At 70.2% G+C, this 26094-nt stretch carries 22 protein-coding genes and 1 pseudogene; 13 read left to right on the forward strand and 10 right to left on the reverse strand.

Annotated features, from left to right (window positions below; all coding sequences use genetic code 11):
* A pseudogene (locus BMY19_RS28145) lies at window positions 1-216 on the reverse strand (IS110 family transposase); the annotation flags it as partial.
* A gap of 61 nt (window positions 217-277) precedes the next feature.
* On the opposite strand from BMY19_RS28145, the gene BMY19_RS28150 reads away from it, so the two are divergent.
* A complete protein-coding gene (locus tag BMY19_RS28150) occupies window positions 278-709 on the forward strand; it encodes a pyridoxamine 5'-phosphate oxidase family protein (protein WP_107351057.1) in 432 nt (143 codons plus the stop codon).
* Window positions 710-2029: 1320 nt separating this feature from the next.
* Here BMY19_RS28150 and BMY19_RS28160 read toward each other — a convergent pair.
* The 8 genes from BMY19_RS28160 to BMY19_RS28195 form a co-directional block, all read right to left on the reverse strand.
* Window positions 2030-2617: a TetR/AcrR family transcriptional regulator gene (locus tag BMY19_RS28160; RefSeq protein ID WP_020095775.1), complete on the reverse strand. Its 588-nt coding sequence runs from the start codon at window positions 2615-2617 to the stop codon at window positions 2030-2032.
* Window positions 2614-3078: a nuclear transport factor 2 family protein gene (locus BMY19_RS28165; protein WP_020095776.1), complete on the reverse strand. Its 465-nt coding sequence runs from the start codon at window positions 3076-3078 to the stop codon at window positions 2614-2616. The genes BMY19_RS28160 and BMY19_RS28165 overlap by 4 nt, the downstream gene beginning before the upstream one ends.
* Window positions 3079-3322: 244 nt before the next feature.
* Window positions 3323-6466: an efflux RND transporter permease subunit gene (locus tag BMY19_RS28170; RefSeq protein ID WP_100253674.1), complete on the reverse strand. Its 3144-nt coding sequence runs from the start codon at window positions 6464-6466 to the stop codon at window positions 3323-3325.
* Between the two features lie 18 nt (window positions 6467-6484).
* Complete coding sequence (locus BMY19_RS28175) at window positions 6485-7663, reverse strand: efflux RND transporter periplasmic adaptor subunit (protein WP_100253675.1); 1179 nt, start codon at window positions 7661-7663, stop codon at window positions 6485-6487.
* Between the two features lie 26 nt (window positions 7664-7689).
* Window positions 7690-9498, reverse strand: coding sequence for an ABC transporter ATP-binding protein (locus tag BMY19_RS28180; RefSeq protein ID WP_100253676.1), 1809 nt, complete (start codon window positions 9496-9498; stop codon window positions 7690-7692).
* Between the two features lie 18 nt (window positions 9499-9516).
* Window positions 9517-10113, reverse strand: a complete 597-nt coding sequence (locus BMY19_RS28185; RefSeq protein WP_020095780.1) for a TetR/AcrR family transcriptional regulator — start codon at window positions 10111-10113, stop codon at window positions 9517-9519.
* 273 nt (window positions 10114-10386) lie between these two features.
* Entirely contained in the window at window positions 10387-11787 is a 1401-nt protein-coding gene (locus BMY19_RS28190; protein WP_170863069.1) for a sensor histidine kinase, read from the reverse strand.
* A complete protein-coding gene (locus tag BMY19_RS28195) occupies window positions 11784-12449 on the reverse strand; it encodes a response regulator (protein ID WP_020095782.1) in 666 nt (221 codons plus the stop codon). The genes BMY19_RS28190 and BMY19_RS28195 overlap by 4 nt, the downstream gene beginning before the upstream one ends.
* Before the next feature lie 116 nt (window positions 12450-12565).
* Between BMY19_RS28195 and BMY19_RS28200 the strand changes: the two genes are divergently transcribed.
* Together BMY19_RS28200 and BMY19_RS28205 are read left to right on the forward strand one after the other, a co-directional pair.
* On the forward strand, window positions 12566-13642 hold the full coding sequence (locus tag BMY19_RS28200; RefSeq protein ID WP_100253677.1) for an ABC transporter substrate-binding protein: 1077 nt from the start codon (window positions 12566-12568) through the stop codon (window positions 13640-13642).
* A gap of 192 nt (window positions 13643-13834) precedes the next feature.
* Window positions 13835-15127 (forward strand): MFS transporter, encoded by a 1293-nt coding sequence (locus tag BMY19_RS28205; RefSeq protein WP_020095784.1) that lies wholly within the window; start codon window positions 13835-13837, stop codon window positions 15125-15127.
* A 158-nt stretch (window positions 15128-15285) separates the two neighbouring features.
* Here the strand turns inward: BMY19_RS28205 and BMY19_RS28210 are convergent, their stop codons facing one another.
* Window positions 15286-16074, reverse strand: coding sequence for a GntR family transcriptional regulator (locus tag BMY19_RS28210; RefSeq protein WP_091927999.1), 789 nt, complete (start codon window positions 16072-16074; stop codon window positions 15286-15288).
* Window positions 16075-16237: 163 nt separating this feature from the next.
* Here BMY19_RS28210 and BMY19_RS28215 point away from each other — a divergent pair, with 163 nt between their 5' ends.
* The 10 genes from BMY19_RS28215 (at window position 16238) to BMY19_RS28260 (ending at window position 26073) form a co-directional block, all read left to right on the forward strand.
* Window positions 16238-17662, forward strand: coding sequence for an MFS transporter (locus BMY19_RS28215; protein ID WP_026605338.1), 1425 nt, complete (start codon window positions 16238-16240; stop codon window positions 17660-17662).
* A 138-nt stretch (window positions 17663-17800) separates the two neighbouring features.
* Window positions 17801-18592, forward strand: coding sequence for a sterol desaturase family protein (locus BMY19_RS28220; RefSeq protein ID WP_100253678.1), 792 nt, complete (start codon window positions 17801-17803; stop codon window positions 18590-18592).
* Window positions 18593-18642: 50 nt separating this feature from the next.
* Window positions 18643-19032, forward strand: a complete 390-nt coding sequence (locus BMY19_RS28225; RefSeq protein ID WP_100253679.1) for a hypothetical protein — start codon at window positions 18643-18645, stop codon at window positions 19030-19032.
* A 28-nt stretch (window positions 19033-19060) separates the two neighbouring features.
* Window positions 19061-19276 carry a hypothetical protein gene (locus BMY19_RS28230; RefSeq protein WP_020095789.1) on the forward strand — a complete coding sequence of 72 codons (216 nt, stop codon included), beginning with the start codon at window positions 19061-19063 and terminating at the stop codon, window positions 19274-19276.
* A complete protein-coding gene (locus BMY19_RS28235) occupies window positions 19276-19596 on the forward strand; it encodes a DUF6166 domain-containing protein (RefSeq protein WP_100253680.1) in 321 nt (106 codons plus the stop codon). Before BMY19_RS28230 ends, BMY19_RS28235 begins: the two co-directional genes overlap by 1 nt.
* A 154-nt stretch (window positions 19597-19750) precedes the next feature.
* Entirely contained in the window at window positions 19751-21040 is a 1290-nt protein-coding gene (locus BMY19_RS28240) for a cystathionine gamma-synthase family protein (RefSeq protein WP_020095791.1), read from the forward strand.
* A gap of 237 nt (window positions 21041-21277) precedes the next feature.
* A complete protein-coding gene (locus BMY19_RS28245; RefSeq protein ID WP_100253681.1) occupies window positions 21278-22570 on the forward strand; it encodes a YjgN family protein in 1293 nt (430 codons plus the stop codon).
* Window positions 22571-22573: 3 nt separating this feature from the next.
* Window positions 22574-23710 carry a M48 family metallopeptidase gene (locus tag BMY19_RS28250; RefSeq protein WP_100253682.1) on the forward strand — a complete coding sequence of 379 codons (1137 nt, stop codon included), beginning with the start codon at window positions 22574-22576 and terminating at the stop codon, window positions 23708-23710.
* A 175-nt stretch (window positions 23711-23885) separates the two neighbouring features.
* Window positions 23886-24257 (forward strand): DUF971 domain-containing protein, encoded by a 372-nt coding sequence (locus tag BMY19_RS28255; RefSeq protein WP_100253683.1) that lies wholly within the window; start codon window positions 23886-23888, stop codon window positions 24255-24257.
* 64 nt (window positions 24258-24321) lie between these two features.
* Window positions 24322-26073, forward strand: a complete 1752-nt coding sequence (locus BMY19_RS28260) for a fumarate reductase/succinate dehydrogenase flavoprotein subunit (protein ID WP_020095795.1) — start codon at window positions 24322-24324, stop codon at window positions 26071-26073.
* The last annotated feature ends 21 nt before the right edge of the window (window positions 26074-26094 follow it).

The raw sequence follows: 26094 nt of genomic DNA on the forward strand, positions 1-26094 counted from the left end.
CCGCACGTCATGGCCGAGCTTTATGAGTTCCCGGGCCCAGTGGTGCGCTGTGCCGCACGCCTCCATGCCGATCAGGCACCGTGGCAGCTTGGCGAAGAACGGCGTGACCTGCGCCCGCCGCAGCGCCTTCCGAACGACGACGTGCCCAGCTGCATCGACGGCGTGAACCTGAAAGATGCTTTTGGCCAGATCGATGCCGACGGTGGTGATCTCCATGGGGATGGCTCCTGCATGAGCGTGGCTGCTGCTTCGACAGCGACCACATCTTGGCACCGAGATGCCGTCAGTCGGAGCGGGAGCCATCCACCCCATCTGCTTTTCTCGCGGACCTTCACGGAAGACCAACCCGAAGCTCGGCCTGCTGTTCATCGACTTCGAGACGCCGCACCGCCTGCGCCTCCACGGCACGGCGCGGATCGCCCGCGACGCGAGGGACCTAGAACGTCATCCTGGCGCCGAGCTGGTGCTCAAGATCGATATCGCCGAGGTGTTCGTGAACTGCCCGCGCTACATCCACCGTTACCGTCGGGAGGCTGCGTCAGGCTTCGTGCCGGGGCGGGCACGAGCGGGCGAGGTCCCGGCCTGGAAGAGGATCGATCTGTTCGCGGATGTTCTGCCCGACCGCGATCGGCGAGCGATCGACCCGCGCGACACCGGGACAATGACCCTGGCCGATTACCGCCTGCTGTTGGAGCGTGGGGAAACCTGACCCTGCACGGCCGCGGCTGGCTGTCAGGCCGGAACGTCTCGACCGTCTGCGACGGGTCGCCAACCCATCCTCTCGATCGGTCCCGTCTGGAGCCGGCCGGTCAGCCCTGACCCATCGATGACCCCATCGACCCGCAGGATGCGCGATCTGCTGGATCGGCCTCCGATAAGGCGTGAGGCGCCCACGGCCTGACCAAGTTTCCGGTTCGCGGCCTCGTCACTGGCGGCGCTCCGAGAGAGCCACCGCCCGTCACGCCACGACCCGGGTCTCAACTGCACGGCAGCGGCGACGGGCGAAAGATCCGAGCCTCACCACGCCTGCTCGAGGACGAAGCGTCCGTGATCCTGCTCGCGCCGGGATGGCTCCTGATCGTTCCGACGATCATCGATGCTGACGATCACGGTCCCCCGGCGATCTTTGCCAATCCAGAGCTTCCCCGAGGGGCCTCGGAAGCCCGCATAACCGTTCGCACAAGAGACGGTCCCTGCACTCTCCGTACACAGCTGGGCTACGGCGGCCGGTCCCGCCGCGAACAGCGCGGGGGCGAAGGCGACGGCGGACCCCGCAGAGAGCAACACGGAGGCGAGGCCAATGGCGGATGTGACGCGCATAGCCGCAGATTATGCAGCCTGTGGTTGAGTCTCAAGACAACTACGCAACCTGACCCCGGAGCTTCCCAGGACATCGAACGGCTTGGTAAATATCGGTCGGCTGTCGGGTCGATCGAGGGACCGGCACCCGGCGGCCGCGATCGCTGTACCACGCCGGATTTCCCGAGACAGTTTGGTTCAGCTTGCGAGCCGCGACACGGCTCGGTGCGGCCTGGACGTCGGCCCGATCGAGCCAGGCAGATGGCGACCGCGGCCATCCCCGAGATTACGGAAGATCGGGGCGCCTGCGGAACGAAGTCGTCCGCTCCGATGCCCCTGCAGCTCGGAAACGGAACGGCAGAGATTCACCCGTCGGAGACGCTCGTGCGGGCGGTCTGCGGCGGCCGATGCTGGCGGACGCCGGGTGATCGGCACGGAAGGCCGGCTGCCGGAAGAGAGGACGGACGCCTCGCGACCCAACCCAGCCATTCCGGCCTGTTCAGCGGCATCCCCGAACCGGACATTCGGATGCAAGCAGCGGTGTCACCGTCTCATATGCCGAGTGCAGTTCACGACGAGAAATGCGGACTTGATCGCGGTGGAGACGGATCGTCGCCGGGCACACTCGATCGGGCGAACAATTCGTCGCGAGCGTCAAATGTTACAAATTTCGACTGATCGTTGAATGTGTAATTGTCATGGCAGGCCACTGCGAATGATCAGACCTCCATCATTCCGCACTAGAATTGGCGAATGCATCGATCAAGACGGAACGCTGTCGATGAACCACCCGGAGAAAGACGGCATCGTCCTCTAAGGCTCGCGCCAGCACGATCGCGCCCTGTATCCCCGAAACCGCCTCCTCAGCGAGTTGCGAGGCTTGCGGTTCGTGAACGCCGCCGGCTCTCAGGCACCGGGCCAGAGCCGATATCCAGCGCGCGAAGTAGCTCCTTATCCGCTCCGCGAAAACGGCTCCGGAGGCATTCAGGCCAATGCAGCCGACGAGACAGACTCTCCTGCCGGATCGGAAGTATTCCGTCACATCGTCGATCATGGACGTGACGGCCGCTGTCGGATCGCGCGCATGCTCCAACGTCGAGAAGATGACCTTCTCGAACCAAGCGTCTATGTCGGCGAGAACCGCCTCCATCATCTCTTCCTTCCCGCCGGGAAAGAAGTTGTAGAGGCTGCCCTTGCCGAGGCCAGTCGCCTTCGACAGCACCGACAGGCTCGCGCCCTCGAACCCGTGCTCGCGGAACGCTTCCGCGAGTGCCGGCACGGCACCGGCACGTTCGGTGAGGACGCGCTTCGTGCTCAAAGGCCCAGGTCACTCAGCGAGGGGTGATCGTCGGGTCTGCGCCCGAGCGGCCAACGGAACTTCCGTTCCGCCTCGGTGATCGGCATCTCGTTGATGCTGGCATGCCTGTGCGCCATCAATCCGTCTTCGGCGAACTCCCAGTTCTCATTGCCGTAGGCGCGGAACCAGTGCCCGCCGTCGTCGCGATACTCGTAGGCATAGCGCACCGCGATACGGTTGCCGGTGAAGGCCCACAACTGCTTGATCAGTCTGTATTCGTGCTCCTTGTTCCACTTCCGAGTGAGGAAAGCTTGCGCCTCCTCGCGATTGGTCGCGAACTCGACGCGGTTCCGCCAGCGCGTGTCGGGCGTATAGGCCTGCGCGACCTTGGCCGCATCGCGCGTGTTCCAGCCATCTTCGGCAAGACGCACCTTCTGGATCGCGGATTCCTCGGTGAACGGGGGAAGCGGGGGTCGGGACATCGGGATCACCTCTCAGGACCATGTTGTACCGTTCGGTACAACATGGTCGCCGATAGATCAAGCGCCCTGAAAGCCCTCCGGCTCTCGGTCGGGAAATCTGCAAGCGGCGAAGGGCATCTTTTCCGGAGTGCCGTTCCCGAAGCGGACCCGCGGAAGCCCACCCGACCCCGTCGGTCACCTGCGGCTGCACGGCTCGCGTCAGCGGAGGGATGTCCCGCCGCGCCCCTGGCAAGGATGAGCACCCTCAGGGCACCGGGATGCCGCGCCGGACGGGACCGGCCTCCGGCTGGCTGGCCGCCACGGAACCGAAGACCCGCGCGATCAGGACGTAGAAGAGCGGCGTGACGAAGACGGCGAGCACCGTCGCGGTGACCATGCCGCCGAGAACGCCCGTGCCGATGGCCCTCTGGCTGTTCATGCTGGCCCCCGTCGCGACGGCGAGCGGCACGACGCCGAGGATGAAGGCGAACGAGGTCATGACGATGGGCCGGAAGCGCAGCTCGCACGCCTCCAGCGCCGCCTCCCGGACGGGCACGCCCCTGGCCACGAAGTCCTTGGCCACCTCGATGATCAGGATGGCGTTCTTCGCGGTCAGGCCGATCACCGTGATCAGGCCGACCTTGAAGTAGACGTCGTTCGGCATGTCCCGCATCAGCATCGCGAAGACCGCGCCGACCACGCCGGTCGGCACCACGAGCAGCACGGCGAGCGGGATCGACCAGCTCTCGTAGAGCGCGGCCAGGCAGAGGAAGACGCAGAACAGCGCCAGCGCCAGCAGATAGACCGCCTGGGAGCCCGACAGCTTCTCCTGCAGCGATTGCCCGGTCCAGGCGAAGTCGAAGCCCGGCGGCAACTGCCCCGCCAGCCGCTCCATCTCGGCCATGGCGTCGCCGCTGGCGTAGCCGGGGGCGGCGCTGCCGGAGATCTTGATGCTCGGGTAGCCGTTGAAGCCCACGACCTGCGACGGGCCCATCGTCCATTGCACCCGGGCGAAGGACTGGAACGGCACCATCTGCCCCTTGGCGTTGCGGACGTTGAGGTCGAGCAGATCCTCCGCCTTCATGCGCCGGGCCGCCTCGGCCTGGACGATCACCCGCTGCATCCGCGTTTGGTTCGGGAAGTCGTTGACGTAGGCCGAGCCCAGGCTCGTGGAGAGGGCGTCGTTGATGTCGGCGAAGGTGACACCCAGCGCGCTGGCCTTCTGCCGGTCGAGGACGAGCTCGATCTGCGGCGCGGTCGGCAGGCCCTCGACGTAGACGCCCTGCAGGATCGGGCTCTGGGACGCTGCCTTGACGAGCTGGTCGCGCGCGGCCGCCAGGGCGTCGTGGCCCTGCTGCGCCTTGTCCTGGAGGCGGAAGGCGAAGCCGCTCGAATTGCCGAGCGAGTCGATGGCCGGCGGCGAGAGCGACATGGCGATGGCGTCGGGCAGGCCGCCGAGGGCGGCGTTGGCGCGGGCCGTGATGGCGTCGGCGCTGTCCTGCGGTCCGCGCTCGCCCCAGGGCTTCAGCCCGACGAAGTTGATGGCCGCGTTCTGCCCCTGGCCCGAGAAGCCGAACCCGAGGAGCAGCGTCTGGCTGTCGATGCCGGGCTCCTTGGCGAAGTGCTCCTCGATGCGCTTGGCCACGTCGAGCGTGCGGCCGGTGGCGGATTCCGGCGGGGTCTGCGCGTCGACGATGACGTAGCCCTGGTCCTCGATGGGCAGGAAGCTCGACGGCATGCGCCAGTAGCCCCAGCCGAGCGCGGCCACGAGGAGGCCGTACACCAGGAGCGCCCGAACGGGCCGGCGCAGCAGGCCCGCCACGCCGGACCGGTAGGCCCCCGTGCCGGCGTGGAAGCGGCGGTTGAACCAGCCGAAGAAGCCGCCCTTGGCATGATGGTGGCCCTTCTCGACCGGCTTCAGCAGCGTGGCGCAGAGCGCGGGCGTCAGCGAGAGGGCCAGGAAGGCCGAGAAGGCGATCGAGGTCGCCATGCTGACGGCGAACTGCCGGTAGATCACCCCGACCGAGCCGGGGAAGAAGGCGAGCGGCACGAACACCGCGACCAGCACCGAGGTGATGCCGACGATGGCGCCGGTGATCTGGCCCATCGCCTTGGCGGTGGCCTCCCGCGGCGGGAGCCCCTCCTCGCCCATGATGCGCTCGACGTTCTCGACCACCACGATGGCGTCGTCGACGAGGATGCCGATGGCCAGCACCATGCCGAACATGGTCAGCACGTTGATCGAGAAGCCGGCGAGCAGCAGCGCGCCGCAGGTGCCGAGCAGCGCCACCGGCACCACGATGGTCGGGATGAGGGTGTAGCGGACGTTCTGCAGGAACAGGAACATCACCGCGAAGACGAGGGCCATCGCCTCGGCGAGCGTCATCAGCACCTTCCGGATCGACACCTCGACGAAGGGCGTGGTGTCGTAGGGCACCGTCACCCGGATGTTGGCGGGCAGCGTGCGCTGGAGCTGGGCGAGCTTCGCCTTGACGCCGCCGGCGGCCGCGAGCGCATTCGCGCCCGGGGCAAGCTGGATGCCGATGCCGGCGGCCGGGCGCCCGTCGAGGCGGGTCTGCATCGTGTAGGACTGGCCGCCCAGCTCGACCTCGGCCACGTCGCGCAGGCGCACGAGCGACCCGTCGGGGTTGGCGCGCAGCACGATCTCCGCGAACTCGGCGGGCGTGGTCAGCTGCCCCTTCACCAGCACGTTCGCGGCGATGCGCTGGCCCTCGGCCGCGGGCTGCGCGCCGACGGTCCCTGACGCGACCTGCGCGTTCTGCGCACCCACCGCGGCCGTGACGTCGCCCGGCGTCATCCCGAACCCGACGAGCTTGACCGGGTCGATCCAGATGCGCAGCGCCTTCTCGGACGAGAACAGGGTGGCCCGGCCGACGCCCGGCACCCGTCGCAACTCGCCGAGGAGGCGGCGGGCGGCGATGTCGCCGAGGTCGGTCTCGTTCAAGGAGCCGTCCTTCGAGGAGACGGTGACGAACTGCAGGAAGCTGGTGCTGGCCTCCTCGACGATGACGCCCTGCTGCGTGACCGCCCGGGGCAGGCGCGCCTCGATGCGCTTGATCCGGTTCTGCACCGCCACCGTCGCCTTCGACGGGTCCGAGCCCGGCGCGAAGGACGCCATGATCTGCGCCATGCCGGACGTGTCGCTGGTGCTCTCGAAGTACATCAGCCCGGGGATGCCGTTCAGCTCCTCCTCGATGATGCGCGTGACCCCGTCGTAGAGCCGCTCGGGCGGAGAACCGGGATAGGTCGCGCTCACCTGGATCGTGACGGGCGCCACGTCCGGGTATTGCGACACCGGCAGGAACGCGAGGGAGATCGCCCCCACCAGCACGATGAAGATGGAGATCGCCCAGGCGAAGATCGGGCGCGCGATGAAGAAGCGGGTCATGGTGCGGTCCCGGCGCGGTCAGGGCTTCGCGGAGGCGGAGGACGTCCGGGGGCCCTGCCAGGGCGCCGGGTTCACCGCCATGCCGGGCTGTATCCGCTGGAAACCCTCGACCACGACGGTCTCGCCGGCCTTGAGCCCGTCCTCGACGATCCAGCCCGCATCCGTCAGCGCCCCCGCCCGCACGGGGCGCAGCGCGACAATCCTGTCCTCCCCGACCACGAAGACCTGCGCGACGCCGGCGCTCGACCGCTGGATGGCCTGGGCCGGGACGACGACCGCGCCCGGCAAAATTCCCTGCGCGAGGCGGATACGGACATAGGTGCCCGGCAGCAGGACGACCTTCGGGTTCGGGAACGTGGCCCTGAGCGACACCTGCCCGGTGCCGGGGTCGACGCTCACATCCGTGAACAGCAGACGCCCGGCATCGGCGTGGAGCGCGCCGTCGGGCAGGACGAGGCGGACCGCCGTCTCCTCCTTGCCCGTGGCCCGCTCCGCCAGCCGGCCCGGATCGGCCGCGGGGGCGTTGAAATCGGCGAAGATCGGATCGACCTGCTGGATCAGCGCGAGCTTGGTCGCCTCGCCCTGGCCCACGAGGGCGCCCTCCGTGACGAGGGCCCGGCCGATGCGGCCGGCGATGGGCGCGCGCACGGTCGCGTAGTCGAGGTCGATCCGGGCGCGGGCGAGCTGCGCCTTCGCGCTCGCGACGTCGGCCTCGGCTTGGCGCAGGGCGGCGATCGTGAGGTCGTGCTGGGCGGTGCTGGCTGCCTGACGCTCCAGAAGGGTCTCGGTGCGCTCGGATTGCTTCAGCGCCTGCACCCGCGTGGCCTCGGCCCGGTCGAGGGCCGCGGACTTGGCATCGACCTCGGCCCGGTAGACGGCGGGGTCGATGCGGAAGAGGACATCGCCCTTCCGGACGAGGCTGCCTTCCTCGAAAGCGCGCTCCTGGATGATGCCGGCGACCTGGGCCCGGACCTCGGCGACCCGCGTGGAGGTGAGGCGACCCGGCAGGTCGAGGGTGCGGGGCACCGTCCCGGGCTCGGCCCGAGCGGTCGAGACGTCGGGCGGCGAACCCGCCGATCCGGGACCGCCCGGTGCCTGACCGTCCGCCCCGGGCTTGCAGCCCTGCAGGGCGAGCGCCGCGACGAGGCCGAGGGCGGCGAGGGTCGGCGACCGCCGGGCCGGTGCGTGTGAAGGCATGGAGATCCGTCCTGGAATCGTGGTCGTCAGGCCGCCTTGCGCACGAGGCGCGCGTAGGCGCCTCCGCGGGCGAGCAGGGCTTCGTGCGTGCCGCATTCGACCACGCGCCCCCGATCGAGCACGACGATCTGGTCGGCCCGGCGGACGGTCGAGAGGCGGTGGGCGACGGTGATGGTCGTGCGGGGCTTGCCTGGACGGGCAAGGGCCTCGACCATCGCCCGCTCCGTCGCCGTGTCGAGGGCGCTCGTCGCCTCGTCGAGCAGCAGCACGCGCGGGTCGCGCAGGATGGTCCGTGCCAGCGAGAGGCGCTGCCGCTCGCCGCCCGAGAAGCGGTGCCCGCGCTCGCCCACCAGCGTGTCGTACCCGTCCGGCAGGGCGGCGACCATGTCGTGCAACTGGGCCGTCCGGGCCGCCGCGACCATCTCGGCGACCGTCGCATCCGGCCGGGCGAAGAGCAGGTTCTCGGCCACGCTGGCATGGAGGAGGAACGGGTCCTGCGTCACGACCCCGAGCACCTCGGAGAGGGAGGCGAGACTCAGGTCGCGCACGTCGACGCCGTCGTAGAGCACGGCGCCGCCATCGACGTCGTAGAGCCGGGCCAGGAGATGGCCGAGGGTGGACTTGCCCGAGCCGGTCGCGCCGACGATGGCGGTGTGCGACCCGGCGGGGATATCGAGCGTGACGCCGGCGATCGTCGCGGGGCCGGCTCGGTCGTAGGAGAACGTCACGTCGTCGAGGCGCACGTGGCCGGCGACCTCGGCGGGGTCGAGGGTGACGGGGTCGGGCCGCTCGGTGATGCCGACCGGCTTGTCGAGGTACTCGAAGATGCGCGCGAACAGGGCCCGCGTCTTCCGGGCCTCGACGCCCGTGCGCAGGACCTCTTCCAGCGGGAACAGCATCTGCTCCTGCAGCGCGATCATCGCGACGAGGGTGCCGATGGTCATGGTCGTCCCGGCGCCCGCCATCCAGCCGCCGAGGAACAGGGTCAGGGCCGGCAGGGCTTGCAGCACGAGGTCGATGACCGACCACTGCCACTGCCCGGCCGTGTGGGACCGGACCTCCAGGTTCGCCACCGCGCGCGAGGCCCGCGCGAAGCGCTCCGCGAGATGCGGGACGCGGCCCATCGTGCGGGCGAGGACGATGCCGGAGACCGAGAGGGATTCCTGCACCGCGGACGTCATCTCGGCGATGCGTTCCTGCTGCGCGTAGGTTGTCTCCTCGCGCAGCCGGCCGACGCGGACACTGATCCAGGTCGCCGGCGGCAGGACCAGGAACGAGAACAGGGCGAGCCGCCATTCCAGCAGCAGCATGGCCGCGGCGGTCATCACCACCGCGCTGGCGTTGCGCGTGGCCTCACCCGCCGTGTGGGTGACCAGCGCCTGGAGGGCGCCGATGTCGCTCGCGATGCGGGACTGGATGTCGCCGGAGCGGGTCGCCGTGAAGAACCCGAGCGGAAGCGACTGCAGGTGCGCGTACACGCGGACCCGGAGGTCGTGCATGAGGGCCTGCCCGACCTTCGCGGTGACGAGGGCCTGCAGCACGCCGATGCCCGCCCCGAGCGCGGCGAGGCCGACCATGCCGACGGCGAGCCGGCCGAGCAGTCCGAGGTCGGCGCGCGGCAGCGCGACGTCGACGATCTCGCGGAGCAGGAACGGGGCGGCGAGCCCCGCGGCGGAGGCGAGCGCGATCAGCCCGATGACGAGCGCGATCCGGCCCGCGTAGGGGCGGAACAGTGTCAGGATCCGAGCGACGGAGACGTGCCGCGCGGCCAGGTCGCCGTATTCCGCGGCATCGCCCGGCCCGTCCGCGCCGCGGGCGGGGGCGAACCCATCCATCGAGGTCGATCCCATGGCTCAGTCCCGGTCGCCGCCCGGGTGCGCGGACGGTTCAGCCAATGTCATCGCGACGAGGCGGTCGCGGAGCGCGTCGAGGGCGGGGACCGGGTCGCTCGGCTTCTCGCGCACGAGGTAGGCGAGCCACGCGCCGTCGGCGGCGAGCCGGACGAACTCGAGGTCGGCGCTCCCGTCGGTGTCGCGGTGGCGGTGCAGGCGTTCCGCGAACCAGGCCGACACCATGCGGCGCAGGGGCGGCTCGGCGAGGATCGAGATGTGGAGAGCGGCCCACTGGCTGCCCTCGGTCATCATCGGGTCGTGCAGCGTGATGTCGACGTAGGCGCGGGTGTACCGGCCGTACGGCCGGGGATCCTTCGCCATCGCCGCGTCGATCTCCGCGTCGAGCTGCGCGATCAGGTCGGCGACGACGCCCTCGACCAGGGCCTGCTTGCTCGGGAAGTGGTGGAACAGGGCCCCTTTGGTCACCCCGGCGGCGTGGCAGACCGCCTGCACGGTGACGGCGGACAGGCCCTGTTCCAGCGCGAGCTTGGCTGCGCAATCGAGCAGCGCGCGCCGGACGAGCTCGGGCCGCTTCTTGCGATGATAGGCGGTCGCCATGGCCCCTTCCCAGGAGTGACGGGAATCGTCCCCGCCTCGAAGATACCTACCGTGCGGTATCTTTCAAGTGCCGTGATCGGATGACGTGTCCGAGACGCCGGCGCGCAGGTGCGCAGCTCCCCGCCGGCTTCAGCTTACCGGAGGGCGTTGGCCTGTTCCGGCCGGGCACGAGAGCAGGCCGGCGCAGATCCGAGCAGGCAACCACGGCGAAGGCGACCGGGGTCGGACGGCCGGACAAGGCCGAACGCACCGGACCGTCGTCCCGTACAGCGACTACGGCGCGCGGAAGCTCGCCCGCGCGACCAGTCCCGATCCGCCTGCGCGGGAACCGAGCGTGACCGCCCCGCCGATCCGGTCAGCGAGGGCTCGGACGATCGCGAGCCCGAGGCCGCTGCCGTCAGGACCGTCTCGCGTCGCGACACGGTAGAATCGCTCGAAGACCTTCTCGCGCACCTCCGGCGGTATGCCCGGGCCCTCGTCCTCGACGTCCAGGCAGGCGCCCGTCTCCGTGCGCCGGACACGGACGACGGTGGTGCCTTCGGGACGGTTGTAGCGGATCGCGTTGTCCACGAGATTGGTGAGGATCTCGCCGACGATGAACGGATCGCCCACGACCGGCACCGCGCCGTCGGGGCGATCGAGGACGATCTCGCCCCCGCGCGCGAGGGCGTGGGGCACCTGCTCCGTGACCACGCGGGCCGCGATGTCGTTCAGGTCGGTGATCGCCGCGGCGGCGTCCGTGGCGGCCGCGCCCGCATCGGCGCGGGCGAGCGCGATCAGTTGCGCGAGCAAGCGTTCCAGGCGCCGCGCGGCTCCGTCGATATCGTCGATCGCCGCGGCGTGGGCCGGTTCCCCGGGCGTGATCCTGCGGAGCAGTTCCACGTGCATCCTGAGCACGGCGAGCGGCGTCCGCAGCTGGTGCGAGGCGTCCGACGTGAAGGTGCGCTCCCCCGCGATCGCCTGCTCCAGGCGCTCGAGCAGCGTGTTGAGGGCGAGCACCGGGGCCAGCGCCTCGCGGGGCACCCCGGCCACGTCGAGCGGCTGCAGGTTGATCGCGCCCGGGACCGCCCGCCGGTCGATCGCGTCGCTCAGCCGGGTCAGCGGCCTCAGGCTGCTGTCGATGCTGTACCACGACAGGGCCCCGATCAGGCCCATCAGCCCCAGCTCGGCCAGCGCGAGCCCGGCGAGCAGGCGTCGCTCCAGACCCTGGCGGGACTCGCGCGTCTCGGCGACCTGGACGAGGACCGGGTCCGGCTTACCGTAGACCCGCCGGGCCTGGGCGGCGATCCGCACGGCCGCCCCGCGGACGATGCCGTCGCGATGGTTCGTCACCCCGAGCGGGAGCGTATCGACGTCCAGGACCGGGAGGTCGCGATAGCCGGTCACCAGCGCCCCGCCGTAGGTGACGCTGTAGTAGATCCGGTCCTGCGCCTGGCTCTCCAGCATCCCGAGGGCGACGCGGGGCAGGTCGACCGACACCTCGCCGTCCTCCACGGTCAGCCGCTCGGCGATCGCCAGGACGGACCCGTCGAGCAGGCGGTCATGCGTCGTCTCCACGACGTTCCGGATCACGAGCGCGCCGGCGAAGCCGAGCAGCAGCGCGAGCGCCAGGGCCGGGAGCAGCATGCGGACGAGCAGGCGCCGCCGGATCGAGGGCGCGCGCGGCGGGGTCACACCGGCATCAGCAGGTAGCCGAGGCCGCGGATCGTGCGGATCTCGGGCCCGTCCGGCTGCAACTTCTTCCGCAGGCGGGCGACGTAGAGTTCGAGGGCGTTCGGGGCGACCGCCTCGTCGAAGCCGAAGATCTCGGCGCTGAGCCGTTCCTTCGGGACGGGTTTCCCGGCGCGCGTCATCAGGATGGTCAGGACGGCGAGTTCCCGGCGGCGCAGCGCGACGGGCGCCCCGCCGAGGGTCACGGTGCCCGCGGCCCGGTCGAGCTCCAGCGCGCCGCAGCGCAGGACCGGGTTCGGCACCGCCTGCCCGCGGCGGACGAGCGCCCGCACCCGCGCCTCGAACTCGGCGAGGTCGAACGGTTTGAGCAGGTAATCGTCCGCCCCGAGATCGAGCCCGCGGACGCGGTCGCTGATGGCGTCGCGCGCGGTCAGGATCATGACCGGAACGGTCGAGCCGGCCGCCCGGACGGCCTTGAGGACCTCGAAGCCCGGCAGGCCCGGCAGGCCGAGGTCCAGGACGATGAGGCTGTAGGGCTCGCTCAGCGCGAGCTGCACCGCGTCCGCTCCGTCCGCCTCGTGGTCGACGGCGTATCCGCCGTGCCGGAGGGCGGCGACGAGGCCGCGCGCCAGGGCGGCATCGTCCTCGACGACCAGAACGCGCATGCTCCTCCCGTCATCGATCGTGTTGGCCGAAGCGGTCCTCCGAGTCTAGCATTCCCGCCCGGTCTCTGCACGGCGAAGCTGCGGGGACTCCCGCGGCTCTCGAAGGGCAGACCCTGGTGCGCGCTCCCGCTGTCGTCGGCCTCGTCCTGCTGCTGATGGCCGGTCCGGGCCCGGCCTCGGCACAGGTCGAACCGTCTCCGGCGGCCGAGGGGACCGGGTCCGCCGCGGCCCGCGGCGAGACCGTCGTGGTCGTGCGGGCGACGACCGACGAGGCCGAGGTCGCCGACCTCCTCGCGGGCTTCCGCGAGGCCCAACCCGGCGTGGCGGTCTCCTACACCAAGATGAACTCCGCGACCCTGTACGACGGCTTCGTGGAGGAGGCCGCGGCCGGCGCGGTCGAGGCGGACATCGTGTGGAGTTCCGCCATGGATCGCCAGATCAAGCTGGTGAACGACGGCTACGCCGCCCACTACGCGTCCCCAGAGGCGGCCTCCCTGCCGGCCTGGGCCGTGTGGCGCAACGAGGCCTTCGGCGTCACGGCCGAGCCGATCGCCATCGCCTACAACAGGACGCTCCTCCCGCCGGAGCAGGTTCCCCAGACCCGCGCCGACCTGATCCGAGCCCTGACGGACCACCCCGAGACGTGGCAGGGGAAGGTCGCCGCCTACGATCCGGAGCGGAGCGGCGTCGGCTCGCTCATCCTCGCGCAGGACGCGGACGTGACGCCCCGGACGTGGGACCTCGTCTCCGCCCTCGGGCAGGCCGGCGTGAAGCTCTACACCCGGACGGAGACCATGCTCGACCGCATCGCCGCGGGCGAGGCCGTCCTCGCCTACGGCGTGTTCGGCGCCTACGCCCTCGAGCGGGCCCGGCACGATCCGGCGATCGGCCTCGTGCTGCCCACGGACTACACGCTCCTCGTCTCGCGGATCGCCTTCATCGCGAAGGACGCGCCGCATCCCGCCGCAGCCCGCATGTTCCTCGACTACATGCTCTCCCGCGAGGGGCAGGCGCGGCTCGCCGCCCGGTCGCTCACGCCGGCCCGGACGGATGCCCGCCGGGCCGACGACCCGGTCGCGTCCGCCCCGGCCCTGCGGCCGGTCCCGGTCGGGCCGGAGCTGCTGGCCAATCTCGACCAGATCCGGCACGCCCGCATGCTGCGGCGCTGGCGGCGCGCCGTGGAAGGCCGCTGAGACCGGGTCCCGCGACAGCTTCGTGACAGGTTGACCGGCGTATAGCGGCGTCAAGCGCTGCGAAGTCGGCGCGAATACATGGGAGGATTGGTTTGCGGCTGCAGCCCGATCGCCACGAGCGATCGTCAGCCGTTCAGAACCGACGCTTCCCTCGTGCGGTTGCGACCGCTCCGGCGCCTGAGGGAGACAGCAATGATACAGGCCCATCCGTCGAGTTCCAAAGTCGCCACGGTCCTGCGCGTGACCAGCGGCAACTTCCTGGAGATGTTCGACTTCTTCCTGTTCGGCTTCTACGCCACCTACATCTCCAAGACCTTCTTCCCGGTCGGCAACGAGTTCGCCTCGCTGATGCTGACCTTCGTGACGTTCGGCGCCGGCTTCCTGATGCGGCCCCTCGGTGCGATCTTCCTCGGCGCCTACGTGGACAGTATCGGCCGCCGGAAGGGGCTGATCGTCACGCTCGGCATCATGGCGGCCGGCACGATCCTGATCGCCTTCGTCCCCGGCTACGGCACGATCGGCCTGTTCGCGCCCTTCCTGGTCCTCGTCGGGCGCCTGCTGCAGGGCTTCTCGGCCGGCGTCGAGCTCGGCGGCGTCTCCGTCTACCTGTCGGAGATGGCCACTCCCGGCAACAAGGGCTTCTACGTGTCCTGGCAGTCCGGCAGCCAGCAGGTCGCGGTCATGTTCGCCGCCGTGATCGGCTACATCCTCAACCACGCCCTCTCGCTCGCCGACATGAATGACTGGGGCTGGCGGATCCCGTTCTTCATCGGCTGCGCGATCGTGCCGTTCCTGTTCTACATCCGGCGGTCTCTGGAGGAGACGGAGGAGTTCCTGAAGCGCAAGCACCGCCCCTCCATGAAGGAGGTGTTCGGCTCGCTCGCCAGCAACTGGCAGATCGTGCTGCTCGGCATGCTGCTCGTCGGCATGACCACGATCTCGTTCTACACGATCACCGTCTACACCCCGACCTTCGGCAAGGCCGTGCTCAAGCTGTCCGACACCGACAGCCTTCTCGTGACCTTCTGCACCGCCCTGTCGAACCTGTTCTGGCTGCCGGTCATGGGGGCCCTGTCCGACCGGATCGGGCGCAAGCCGCTCCTGCTGGTGTTCTCGGCGCTGACCCTGCTCACCGCCTACCCGGTGCTGGGCTGGCTCGTGGCCAACCCGAGCTTCGGGAACATGCTGATCGCTCTCCTGTGGCTGTCCTTCCTGTACGGTAGCTACAACGGCGCGATGGTGGTCGCGCTGACCGAGGTGATCCCGGCGAGCGTGCGCACGGCCGGCTTCTCCCTCGCCTACTCGCTGGCGACGGCGCTCCTCGGCGGCTTCACGCCCCTCGTCTCCACGTGGCTCATCGAGGCGACAGGCAACCGCGCGGCCCCCGGGCTGTGGATGGCCTTCGGCGGGGCGTGCGGCCTCGTCGCCACGCTCCTGATCTACCGCCGCGCGACCCAGCCGGTCGCTCTGGGAGCCCCCGCGTGACCGGCTCGCCGGGAGCACCCCGCCTCGGAGGCTCCGGGCGCGTCGCGTCGTAGGGGTCACGACAGAGGGGCGGCCGGGACCGGATCGCCGGCCGCCGCCCGCCCCTCCCCTGACTGACCGCCGCGCCGACCGCCCGACACGGGTCCCGTCGCGCGACCTCAGAGATCCAACGTCTTGCGGGCGAAGCTCTCGATGTAGTCGACGAGCCTGTCCGACGCGGCGCCGGCAGCCTCGACGTCGCGACGCGCGACCGCCTCGCAGACGTCCGCGTGGAGGTTGGCGGTCAGCGGCAGATCGGCCGCCTGCTTGTAGTGCTGGTACCAGAACCGCCGCGACAGGCCCGCCATGCTCTCCAGCGAGCGCACGGCGAACTCGTTGCGGGAGGCCGTCGCGATCAGCTCGTTGAACTGCCGGTCGAGGCGCATGAACGCCAGATCGTCCGACGCCGCGGCCGCGTCGCGCATGTCCTGCGCGAGCCCCGCGAAGACCTCGCGCTCCTCGCGGGTGGATCGCTCCGCGGCGAGGCGGGCGATCAGGCGCTCCAGGACGCGCCGCGTCTCAAGGAGCCGCAGCTGCGAGCGCACGTTGATGTCCGACACCAGGATGCCGCGCCGCGGCATGACCACGACGAGCCCGTCGCGCGCGAGGCGCTGAAGGGCTTCCCGGATCGGGGTCCGCCCGATCCCGAGCCGTTGGACCAGGTTCTGCTCGCCGAGCACGAGGCCGGGCGGGAGCACCAGGGTCGTGATCATCTCTTCCAGCTGCTGGTAGGCCCGGTCGGTCAGCGTCAGGTCGGGCAGATCGTCGTTGCCGCCCGCGGCATGGGGTGCCTCTTGGGCGGCCTCCTGGGACACCTCCTGGGACGCCCCTTTCACGGCCTTCCGCGCCCGCTTGCGGCCCGGCTCGGCGGCGCGGACGGACGTCGTCTTCCCGGTCACGAAGTTCATGGACGACACCCCCGCCACGGCCGGGCCCGCACACCACGCCGCCATCCGCGTGCATGGGGCGGGCCCGCGAATCGCGCAAGGGCATACGTCTGATATATCTTGCGCATCTTAGTAATATCCTGCATGACGACTCTCCGCATATAACTGCGAGGGAGGTTGAGCCATGGCAGGGCCTGTAGCGATTTCCGCCGGCGACGTGCTGCCGGACCGGGTGACCGCGGACGCCACCGCTCGCGCCGCGGTCGGGTCGGGCGCGCTGATCGCGGCGCGCCTCGAGCGGCTGCCGATGACCGCCTTCCAGCGCAACATCTTCCTCATCATTGCCACGGCGTGGTTCTTCGATTCGATCGATCTCGGCTCGCTCACCTTCCTCCTCGGATCGATCAAGACCGAGTTCGGCCTGACGACCGCCCAGGCGGGACTGCTCTCGAGCATGAGCTTCATCGGCATGTTCGCGGGCGCGGCCCTGTCGGGCATGCTCGCCGACCGGTTCGGGCGGAAGGTGGTCTTCCAGATCAGCATGGTGTTCTGGGGGCTCGGCAGCCTCTGGTGCGCCTACGCCCCGGACGCGACGATGCTGGGCTATGCCCGCCTGCTGCTCGGCTTCGGCATGGGCATGGAGTTCCCGGTGGCGCTCGCCATCGTCTCGGAGTTCCTGCCGACCGCCAAGCGCGGCCGCTACCTCGCCATCATGGAAGGGTTCTGGCCGCTCGGCTTCATCGCGGCCGGCTGCCTCAGCTACGTGCTGCTCAGCTATTTCGACTGGCGCGCTGTCTTCCTCGCGCAGGCCGTGCCGGCGCTGTTCCTGTTCGTGATCCGCTTCCTGGTACCGGAATCGCCCCGCTGGCTCGCCGACCGCGGCCGGCACGCGGAGGCGGACCGGGTGATGGCGCAGATCGAGCGGCAGGTCGCCCTGCGCCTCGACGGGCGTCCGCTTCCGGAGCCGACCGTCCTGCCCGAGCCGGCGCGGGGCGAGCGGCGTTTCTCGTTCCTCGAACTCTGGAGCCCCGGCTACGCCAGCCGCACGGTGATGATCTGGCTGACGTGGTTCTTCGCCCTCTTGGGCTTCTACGGCCTCACCACCTGGCTCGGCGCGCTCCTGCAGGAGGCCGGCTACAGCGTCGCCAAGTCGGTCACCTACACGATCCTGATCTCGCTCGCGGGCGTGCCGGGCTTCATCGCCTCGGCGATCCTCGTCGAGCGCTGGGGCCGCAAGCCCACCGCGGTCCTGATGCTCCTGGGCAGCGCCGTCGCCGCCTACCTGTACGGTCACTCGCCGTCTTTCGGATGGCTCATCGCCTACGGGCTGATGATGCAGTTCTTCCTGTTCGGCATGTGGTCGGTGCTCTACGCCTACACGCCCGAACTCTACCCGACGCGGGCGCGCGCCACCGGGGCCGGCTGCGCCTCGGCCATCGGCCGCGTCGGCTCGCTCATCGGGCCCTTCGCCATCGGCCTGATCTTGCCGGTGCTCGGCCACGGCGGCGTCTTCGCCCTGGGCGCCGGCTCGTTCGTCATCGCCGCCGCGAGCGTCGGGTTCCTCGGCATCGAGACCAAGGGCAAGTCCCTGGAAGCCATCTCGCACTGACCGGACCGGCCCCGACCGGGCGGTGGCGACGTCGCCGCCGCCCGGTCAGGTTGACAACTGATATATCAACGGTATCTCTAAAATAGCAGATCTCGGTGGGGGCGCGGCGTCACCCCCATCCCAGCGAGGAGGCGCATCATGGAACTTGCCAACACCCGCATGAGCGAGCGGCAGCGGAACTACCGCGCCAATTACCGCCAGCGCGTGGCCGGCTGGTACAACGGCTTCCTGCACATCGCGATCATCTACACGATCGGCCTGACGGCCCTGTACATCTACGTCTCGAACATCCACGCGCCGAGCTGGATCGAACTCGCGACGGTCCCGGTCGTGTTCCTGTTCTGCAATTTCTTCGAGTGGTGGCTCCACCGCTACGTGATGCACCGGCCGCAGAGCAATCCGATCGGGCGGGCCGTCTACAATCGGCACACGCTGCAGCATCACCAGTTCTTCACCGACCACGAGATGCGCTTCGCCGACCACCGGGACTACCGGGTGACGTTCTTCCCGCCCTACGCGCTGGCGACGTTCACGCTGATGTCGATCCCCGGCGCCATCGTGCTCGGCAACATCTTCACGCCCAATGTCGGGTGGCTGTTCATCACCACGACGACCAGCATCTACATGATCTACGAGTTCATGCACTTCTGCTGCCACGTCGAGGAGAACTGGTTCGTCCGCAACATGCCGTTCATCAACACGAACCGGCGGCACCACACGGCCCATCACGACCAGTCGATCATGATGGAGCGGAACATGAACCTGACCTTCCCGATCATGGACTGGCTGTTCGGCACCTCGGACCTGAACCGCGGTCTCATCGGAACGCTCTTTAACGGCTACGACACGCGCCACGTGAAGACCAACATGCGCAAGACCGCGCGCACGCCCGGTGCCCCCGACCCCCGCGCCATGCAGGCGGCCGAGTGACCCGCCGCGTAACCCGCCGCCTAGACTGACGAGCAGCCCGGAACGCCGCCATGGACATGATCGAACCGAACGTCGCCGCGCTCGCGTGGTTCGCCCTCTTCGCCGGGGTCGCCTGCACCGGCTTCTACGTGCTGGCCGGGATGTTCCCGCTGGAGACCCGCCCCGACCTGAGGGCGCGCCCCCTCGGCCTCGCGCTGATCGCGGCCAACGTCCTCCTGCTCGCGGCGCTGACCGGCGGGATGCTCGCCTACGGGGCCGCCGAGCTCCGCTGGTCGAGCCTCGTGATCGTGGGCGGCTTCGCCATCCTGTTCGCGCCCGGCCTGTTCAACGTCTGGCCCCAGCGCTGGCGCGACGGCGTCGCGGGCCTGGCGATCGTGCTCGCCGCCCTCTGCGGTACCCTCGGCCTGCTGCAGCAGGTCGGCGCCGTCTTCGTCCTCTGACCCGCACGCGCGATCCGGGAGGGATCCCATGCCGTTTCCGATCAAGTTCGGCCTGTCGGTCGCCGTCGCGCTCGCGGCGCTCGCCGGCTGGTTCTACATGGGCCATCTCGGCCAGACCGGGCCGCGCTGGGCCGTGGCCTTCCTCGGCCCGTTCATGGTGGTCAGCCTCTGGATCTTCCCTGAGGTGATGCGCAACCGCTCCGACGGCCGCACCCCGCGCCACCGGATCCGGGAGGCGCGGTGATGGACAAGGTCTATGCCGGGGACCGGACGATCGACGGGATCGTCGTCACGGTGAACGGGGCGCCGCTGCCGGATCGGGCCGAGGCCAAGTGCTACTCCCGGAACGGCTTCGAGTGGAGCTACGAGGGTCCCGAGTCCTCGCAGCTCGCCTACGCGATCCTGGTGGATCATCTCGGCGACGCGGCGGAGGCGGAGCGCCTGCAACCGCGCTTCATGCGCGGCGTCGTGGCCAACTTCCAGAACGAGTGGGAGATGACGACGGCCGACGTCGCCCGCGTCCTGGAGCGCCTGGATTCGGGCGGCGCGGCGCGGTCCGGCTGAGACCCGAGGCCGCCCTCCGCCGCGGCGCGTCGGGACCGCGGCGACGTTCCGTAGCGGCCCTGCCTGTGCCATGCTCCCGCGTCCGGAATCCCGGAGTCAGAGCGCAACCGGGCTGCCCAGCCCCGGGCTGGGGGCCTGTCGGAGCGAGGCCAGCATGTCCGACGACCGCTACCACCGGAAGGCGCTCGGCGACCGCCCGCTCCGCCCCGAGACGCTGATGCTCGGCTACGGCTACGACCCGGCCCTGTCCGAGGGCGCGGTGAAGCCGCCGGTCTTCCTGACATCGACCTTCGTGTTCACCTCGGCCGAGCACGGCAAAGCCTTCTTCGACTACGTCTCGGGACGGCGCGAACCGCCGGTCGGCGAGGCGGCGGGGTTGGTCTACTCGCGCTTCAATCACCCGAACAGCGAGATCGTCGAGGACCGGCTGGCCGTCTTCGAGGAGGCCGAGGCCGCGCTGGTCTTCTCCTCCGGCATGTCGGCGATCGCCACCACGATCCTGGCCTTCGCGCGGCCCGGCGACGCGATCCTGCACTCGCAACCCCTGTACGGCGGCACCGAGACCCTGATCGCCAAGACCCTGGCCGGGTTCGGCATCGCGCCGTTCGGGTTCTCCGACGGCACCGATCCGGCGAGCGTGCGCGCCGCGGCCGACCGCGCGGCGGGCGCGGGACGCGTCAGCGTCGTCATGGTCGAGACCCCCTCGAACCCGCTCAACACCCTCGTCGACCTCGGCCTCGTCCGGGCGGTCGCCGAGGAGATCGGCGCCCGGCAGGGCGGCGAGGCGCCGGTCGTCGTCTGCGACAACACCCTGCTCGGGCCCCTCTTCCAGCACCCGCTGCGCGAGGGCGCCGACATCTCGGTCTACTCCCTGACGAAGTATGTCGGCGGCCACTCCGACCTGATCGCCGGCGCCGCCCTCGGCTCGGCGGCGCGGATGAAGCCGGTGCGGCTTCTGCGCTCGGCGATCGGGACCGGTCTCGACCCGCATTCCTGCTGGATGCTCGGGCGCTCGCTCGAGACCCTGTCGCTGCGGATGAGCGCCGCCAACCGCAACGGCGAGATCGTCGGCCGGATGCTGGCGGCGCACCCGAAGGTGGCGCGGCTCCACCATCTCGCGCATCTCGAGCCGGGATCGCGGCAGGCGCAGGTCTACGCCAAGCAGTGCGCGGCCCCGGGCTCGACGTTCTCGTTCGACATCGTCGGCGGCGAGGCCGAGGCGTTCCGGGTTCTCAACGGCCTCCAGCTGTTCAAGCTCGCCGTCAGCCTGGGCGGAACCGAGTCCCTCGCCAGCCACCCGGCCTCCACGACCCATTCCGGCGTGCCGAAGGCGGTGCGCGACCGGCTCGGGATCACGGACGCGACCATCCGGGTGTCGATCGGGATCGAGCACCCGGACGATCTGGTCGCCGACCTCGCGGCCGCTCTGTCGGTCCTGGGCTAGAGACGCGCCCAACGGCGGCCGGGCGCGGTGCGCACCCCGTCGAGGCGGCTCGGTCGCATCGCCCGGCAACGCGTGTCCGGCAACCGGAGACCGCGCGTTAACGACGCCCCGCATTTCGAGCGGTCGCTGCACGACATTGCGGGGACGGGACAGAATTGCGGCCGCGCAGAACTGGTCAGCGCAGGCCTTCCTTCCTAGTGTCTGGCCGCGAAACGCGACGGGACGATCGACGGATCCATGAATTTGGCAACCGGCACCCAGTTCGACACGCGGAGCGGCGCTCCGGGCACGCGCGTGGCCGCTGTAACCTTCGACCCGCGGGTCAAAGGTCTCACCTGGCTGGCGCTGAAGGGCTTTCTGCTCTCGATCGTGACCTTCGGCATCTACAGATTCTGGTACGTCACCAATCTGCGCCGCTTCTTCTGGGAGCGCACCGCGCTCGACGGCTCGCCCGCCGAGTATACCGGCACGGGCAAGGAACTGTTCCTCGGCTTCCTCGTCGCGCTCGCGATCCTCGTGCCGATCTACGTCGCGCTGTTCGCGCTCTCGCTCGTCGCGCCCGTGCTCGCCCCGTTCTCGGTGGTGATCTCCTTCGTGTTCCTGTTCCTGCTGGGACAATTCGCGATCTACCGCGGGCGCCGCTACCGCGCGATGCGGACGCTCTGGCGCGGCATCCGCCTCGGGCAGGACGGCTCGGGCCTCGCCTACGCGGCCCGCGCGGGCGGCTGGTGGCTGCTCACGCTCGTCACCTTCGGCCTGGCCTTCCCGTTCATGCGGGCGAGCCTGGAACGCTACCGCATCGACCACACCCTGGTCGGGACCAGCCGGATGCACTCGACGGCGCGGGGACGCAGCGTGCTCGGTCCCTGGCTCCTGCTGTACGGGGTCGGGCTGGGGCCGCTGATCGGGCTCGGGATCGCCCTCCTGGTCGCGGCGGATTTCTCGCTGCCCACGGACCTCCTGGTACCGAAGCCCGGCGGCAAGGCCGGCCAGACGATCCTCAACCCCGCCTACGCGGCCTCGAAGATCGGCATTCTCCTCCAGGCGATGGGCTTCGTGGCCGCCATCTGCGTGCCCGCGGCGCTGCTCCTGCTCCCGTACTACCGCGCCCGCGAGACGCGGGCGTTCATGGGCGCCGCCAGCCTCGGTCACGCCCGCCTCGCCTCGAGCCTGAAGGCGCGGCAGTTCTACTGGCCGTACATCGTCTACATGCTGTCGCTCCTGGGCTTCCTGGTGGTGCTGGGCCTCGTCGCGGCTTTGCTGATCTTCGCCGCACGGGCGGCGGGCGATCTCAGCATGCTCCACTGGCTCGTCGTCGTCATCTACCTGGTCGGCGCGCCGCTCTTCGCGGTGCTCTACGTGCGCGTGGTGCAGGCTCGCCTGTGGGCGGCGGTCGCGACGAGCACGACCGTGACGGATCCCGAAGCCCTGGATGCCGTCCTCGCCTCGTCCCGCGGTGCCGGCAGCGGTCTGCAGGAGGGCCTCGCCGACGCGCTCGACGTCGGAGGCGCGCTCCAGATCGGCTTCTGACGCTTGACCCGCGCTTCCCAGGCGATCGACGCGACGCCGATCGAGGTCGAGGGCCGCTACTTCGACGGCGTCAGCGCGCGGGCACATCCCGTCGCGCTACGCCTCGACGACCGCTTCCGCGTCTCCGGGCCCGGAATCGCCGAGGACTGGAACCTGCTCGACCTGCGCGCCGCCGTCTCCGTGCCGCCGCTGATGCGGATCGGTCCGGCCGGCGAGCCGGTCCGCGTGGAGTTCTCGGACGCGACGCTCGCCGCCGCGCTCGCGGCGCGCTGCCCGGACCTCCATCGCCGGGAGCGCTCGGGCGGCACGGTGCGGCTCGTGCTCTGGTCTCTCGCGGCCGGTCTCTCGGTCCTGCTCGTGGCGGTCTTCGGCGTCCCGCAGATCGCCGGGCTGCTGGCCCCGCTGGTGCCGGACGTGGCCGAGTCGCGGCTCGGGGCGGTGGCGGAACCGCAGGTCCTGCGCTTCCTCGGCGACCCGCCGGCCTGCGCGGAACCGGCCGGCCGCGCCGCGCTCGACACGCTCGTGGCCCGCCTCGTCGCGGCCGGTCGGGCGGAGGGCTCGCTGCCTCCCGAGGTGGCCGTGAGCGTGCGCCGGCACGGCACGGCCAACGCCTTCGCCCTGCCGGGCGCCCGCGTGATCGTGCTCTCGAGCCTCATCGCGCGGGCGCGCTCGGCCGACGAGGCCGCGGCGGTCCTGGCGCACGAGCTCGGCCACGTCCGCCGACGCGATCCGACCCGCTCCCTCATCCGGGCGTCGGGCACCTCGTTCCTGTTGAGCCTCGTCCTGGGGGACCTGACCGGCTCGACCATCATCATCGCGCTGGGCGATGCGGTGCTCTCGGCCGGCTACAGCCGCGACGCCGAGCGGGCGGCGGACGCCTACGCGGTCGACCTCATGACCCGCGCGGGCGGCAACGGCGCGGCGCTCGCCGACATCCTCGAGCGCATCGCCAAGGACAAGCACGACGGGAAGAGCGACGTGCTGGACCTGCTGCGCAGCCATCCCTTCACGCGCGAGCGCGCCGCCGCGATCCGCGCCCAGGCGGGCTCTGGGGCGGCCGAACGCCAGATCCTGTCCGGCGCCGCCTGGACGGCGCTCAGGGGCATCTGCGGGCCCGAGACGAAGACGACCGAGCCGTAGGTCCGGATCACCGGACGGTCGCTGTCCGCGGGCAGCCGCGGCGGACGGCCCGGCTCCGGTCTCCGAGCCGGTCGGTGTCGCCACGGCCGGCGGCCTGACTGAGATTCTTAGCAACTAATTGCTGTCGGATCGCCCGCCCCTCGGCTTCTGTGACGCCGGCACAGAGGAGGAGCGGATGGCACACCACGCGACCGGGGTTCCGAACCCGCCCCCCTTCGATCCCGAGGCGATCCCGGAGGCCGCCACCCTCGCGCGCGGCGGGACCGGCCTCCGGTTGCAATGGCGCGACGGGCTGACCGCGACGCTGTCGGCGGAGCGGCTGCGGCTGCGCTGCCGCTGCGCGTGGTGCACCCGTGACCGGGTCGAGCGACGCTTTCCTCAGGCCGCCGCCGACATCGCGGTCGCGCGGGTCGAACCGATGGGCGGCTACGCCGTCCACATCGCGTTCTCCGACGGCCACGCCCGCGGGATCTTCCCCTGGTCCTACCTGCGCGCCCTCGTCGCCGAGGCCGTCGACGACCTGCCCGACGCCGCGCAGGCCGCCTGACCGCGCGATCCGATCCTCCGGCGATCCCACACGCCCCGCCCCTGACCTGACGCGAGATCTTGCCATGAACGCGTTCGAATCCGCGACGAAGACCGAGATTATCGAGACCGACATCCTGGTGATCGGCGGCGGCACCGGCGGCCCGATGGCCGCGATCAAGGCCAAGGAAGCCGATCCGAAGCTCCGGGTCGTCCTGATGGAGAAGGCCAACGTCAAGCGCTCGGGCGCGATCAGCATGGGCATGGACGGGCTGAACAACGCCGTCGTGCCGGGCTACGCCACCCCCGAGCAGTACGTGAAGGAGATCACCGTCGCCAACGACGGCATCGTCAATCAGAAGGCGGTGATGGCCTACGCGCAGGGGTCGTTCCCGATGATCCAGTACCTCGACAAGCTCGGGGTCAAATTCGAGAAGGACGGCTCGGGCGAGTACAACATGCGCAAGGTCCACCACATGGGGACCTACGTGCTGCCGATGCCGGAAGGGCACAACGTCAAGAAGGTCCTCTACCGGCAGCTCCGCCGCCTCCAGGTCGGCGTGACGAACCGGTACATGGCGACGCGCCTGCTGAAGGGCGCGGACGGGCGCATCGCCGGAGCGATCGGCGTCAACACCCGCACCTCCGAGTTCCTGGTGGTGAAGGCCAAGGCGGTGATCCTGGCCTGCGGGGCCGCCGGCCGCCTCGGCCTGCCGGCCTCCGGGTACCTGTTCGGGACCTACGAGAACGCGGCGAATTGCGGCGACGGCTACGCGATGGCCTACCACGCGGGCGCGCAGCTCGCGAACCTCGAGTGCTACCAGATCAACCCGCTGATCAAGGACTATAACGGCCCGTCCTGCGCCTACGTCACCGGCCCGTTCGGCGGATACACGGCCAACAATCGCGGCGAACGCTTCATCGAGTGCGATTACTGGTCCGGACAGATGATGCTCGAGTTCTGGCGCGAGCTGCAGGGCGGCAACGGCCCGGTCTTCCTCAAGATGGACCATCTGCGCGAGGAGACGATCTCCGAGATCGAGACGATCCTGCACTCGAACGAGCGCCCCTCCCGCGGACGTTTCCACGAGCGGCGCGGCACCAATTACCGCCAGCGTCCCGTGGAAATGCACATCTCCGAGATCGGCTTCTGCTCGGGCCACTCGGCCTCGGGCGTCTTCGTCGACGAGTTCGCGCGCACGACGGTCCCCGGCCTCTACGCGGTCGGCGACATGGCGAGCGTGCCGCACAACTACATGCTGGGCGCTTTCGTGAACGGCGGCATCGCCGGGGCCGACGCCGCCGCCTACTGCACGGCCAACGCCCTCGCCGACCATGACCCGGCGGACATCGCCGTCGAGCGCGAACGGGTCCTGGCGCCGACCCGGCGCGTCGACGGGCTCACCCCGCACGAGATGGAGTTCAAGACCCGCCGCTTGGTGAACGACTATCTCGAGCCGCCGAAGGTCACGGCGAAGATGGAGCTCGGCCAGCGCCGCTTCGCCGAGATCCGCGAGGACCTCGACCTGCTCTGCGCCCGCGACCCGCACGAGCTGCACCGGGCCCTCGAGATGCAGACGATCCTCGACTGCGCCGACATGGCGGCGGCGGCCTCGCTCTACCGCACCGAGAGCCGTTGGGGCTTCTACCACCTGCGCGTCGACTATCCCGAGACGAACGACGCCGAGTGGGCCTGCCACACGGTCCTGTTCAAGGACGGCCAGGGCCGGATGGCCCACGCGAAGCGCGCCGTCGACCCGTTCATCGTGCCGGTCGCCGCCGAGGAGATGGGCGCCTACCACCAGCTCCGCATCAAGACGCCGGCCGCCGCCGAGTAATCCCGCCCCGTACCGGAGATC

This window comes from Methylobacterium sp. UNC300MFChir4.1 (assembly GCF_900110155.1).
Lineage (GTDB): Bacteria > Pseudomonadota > Alphaproteobacteria > Rhizobiales > Beijerinckiaceae > Methylobacterium.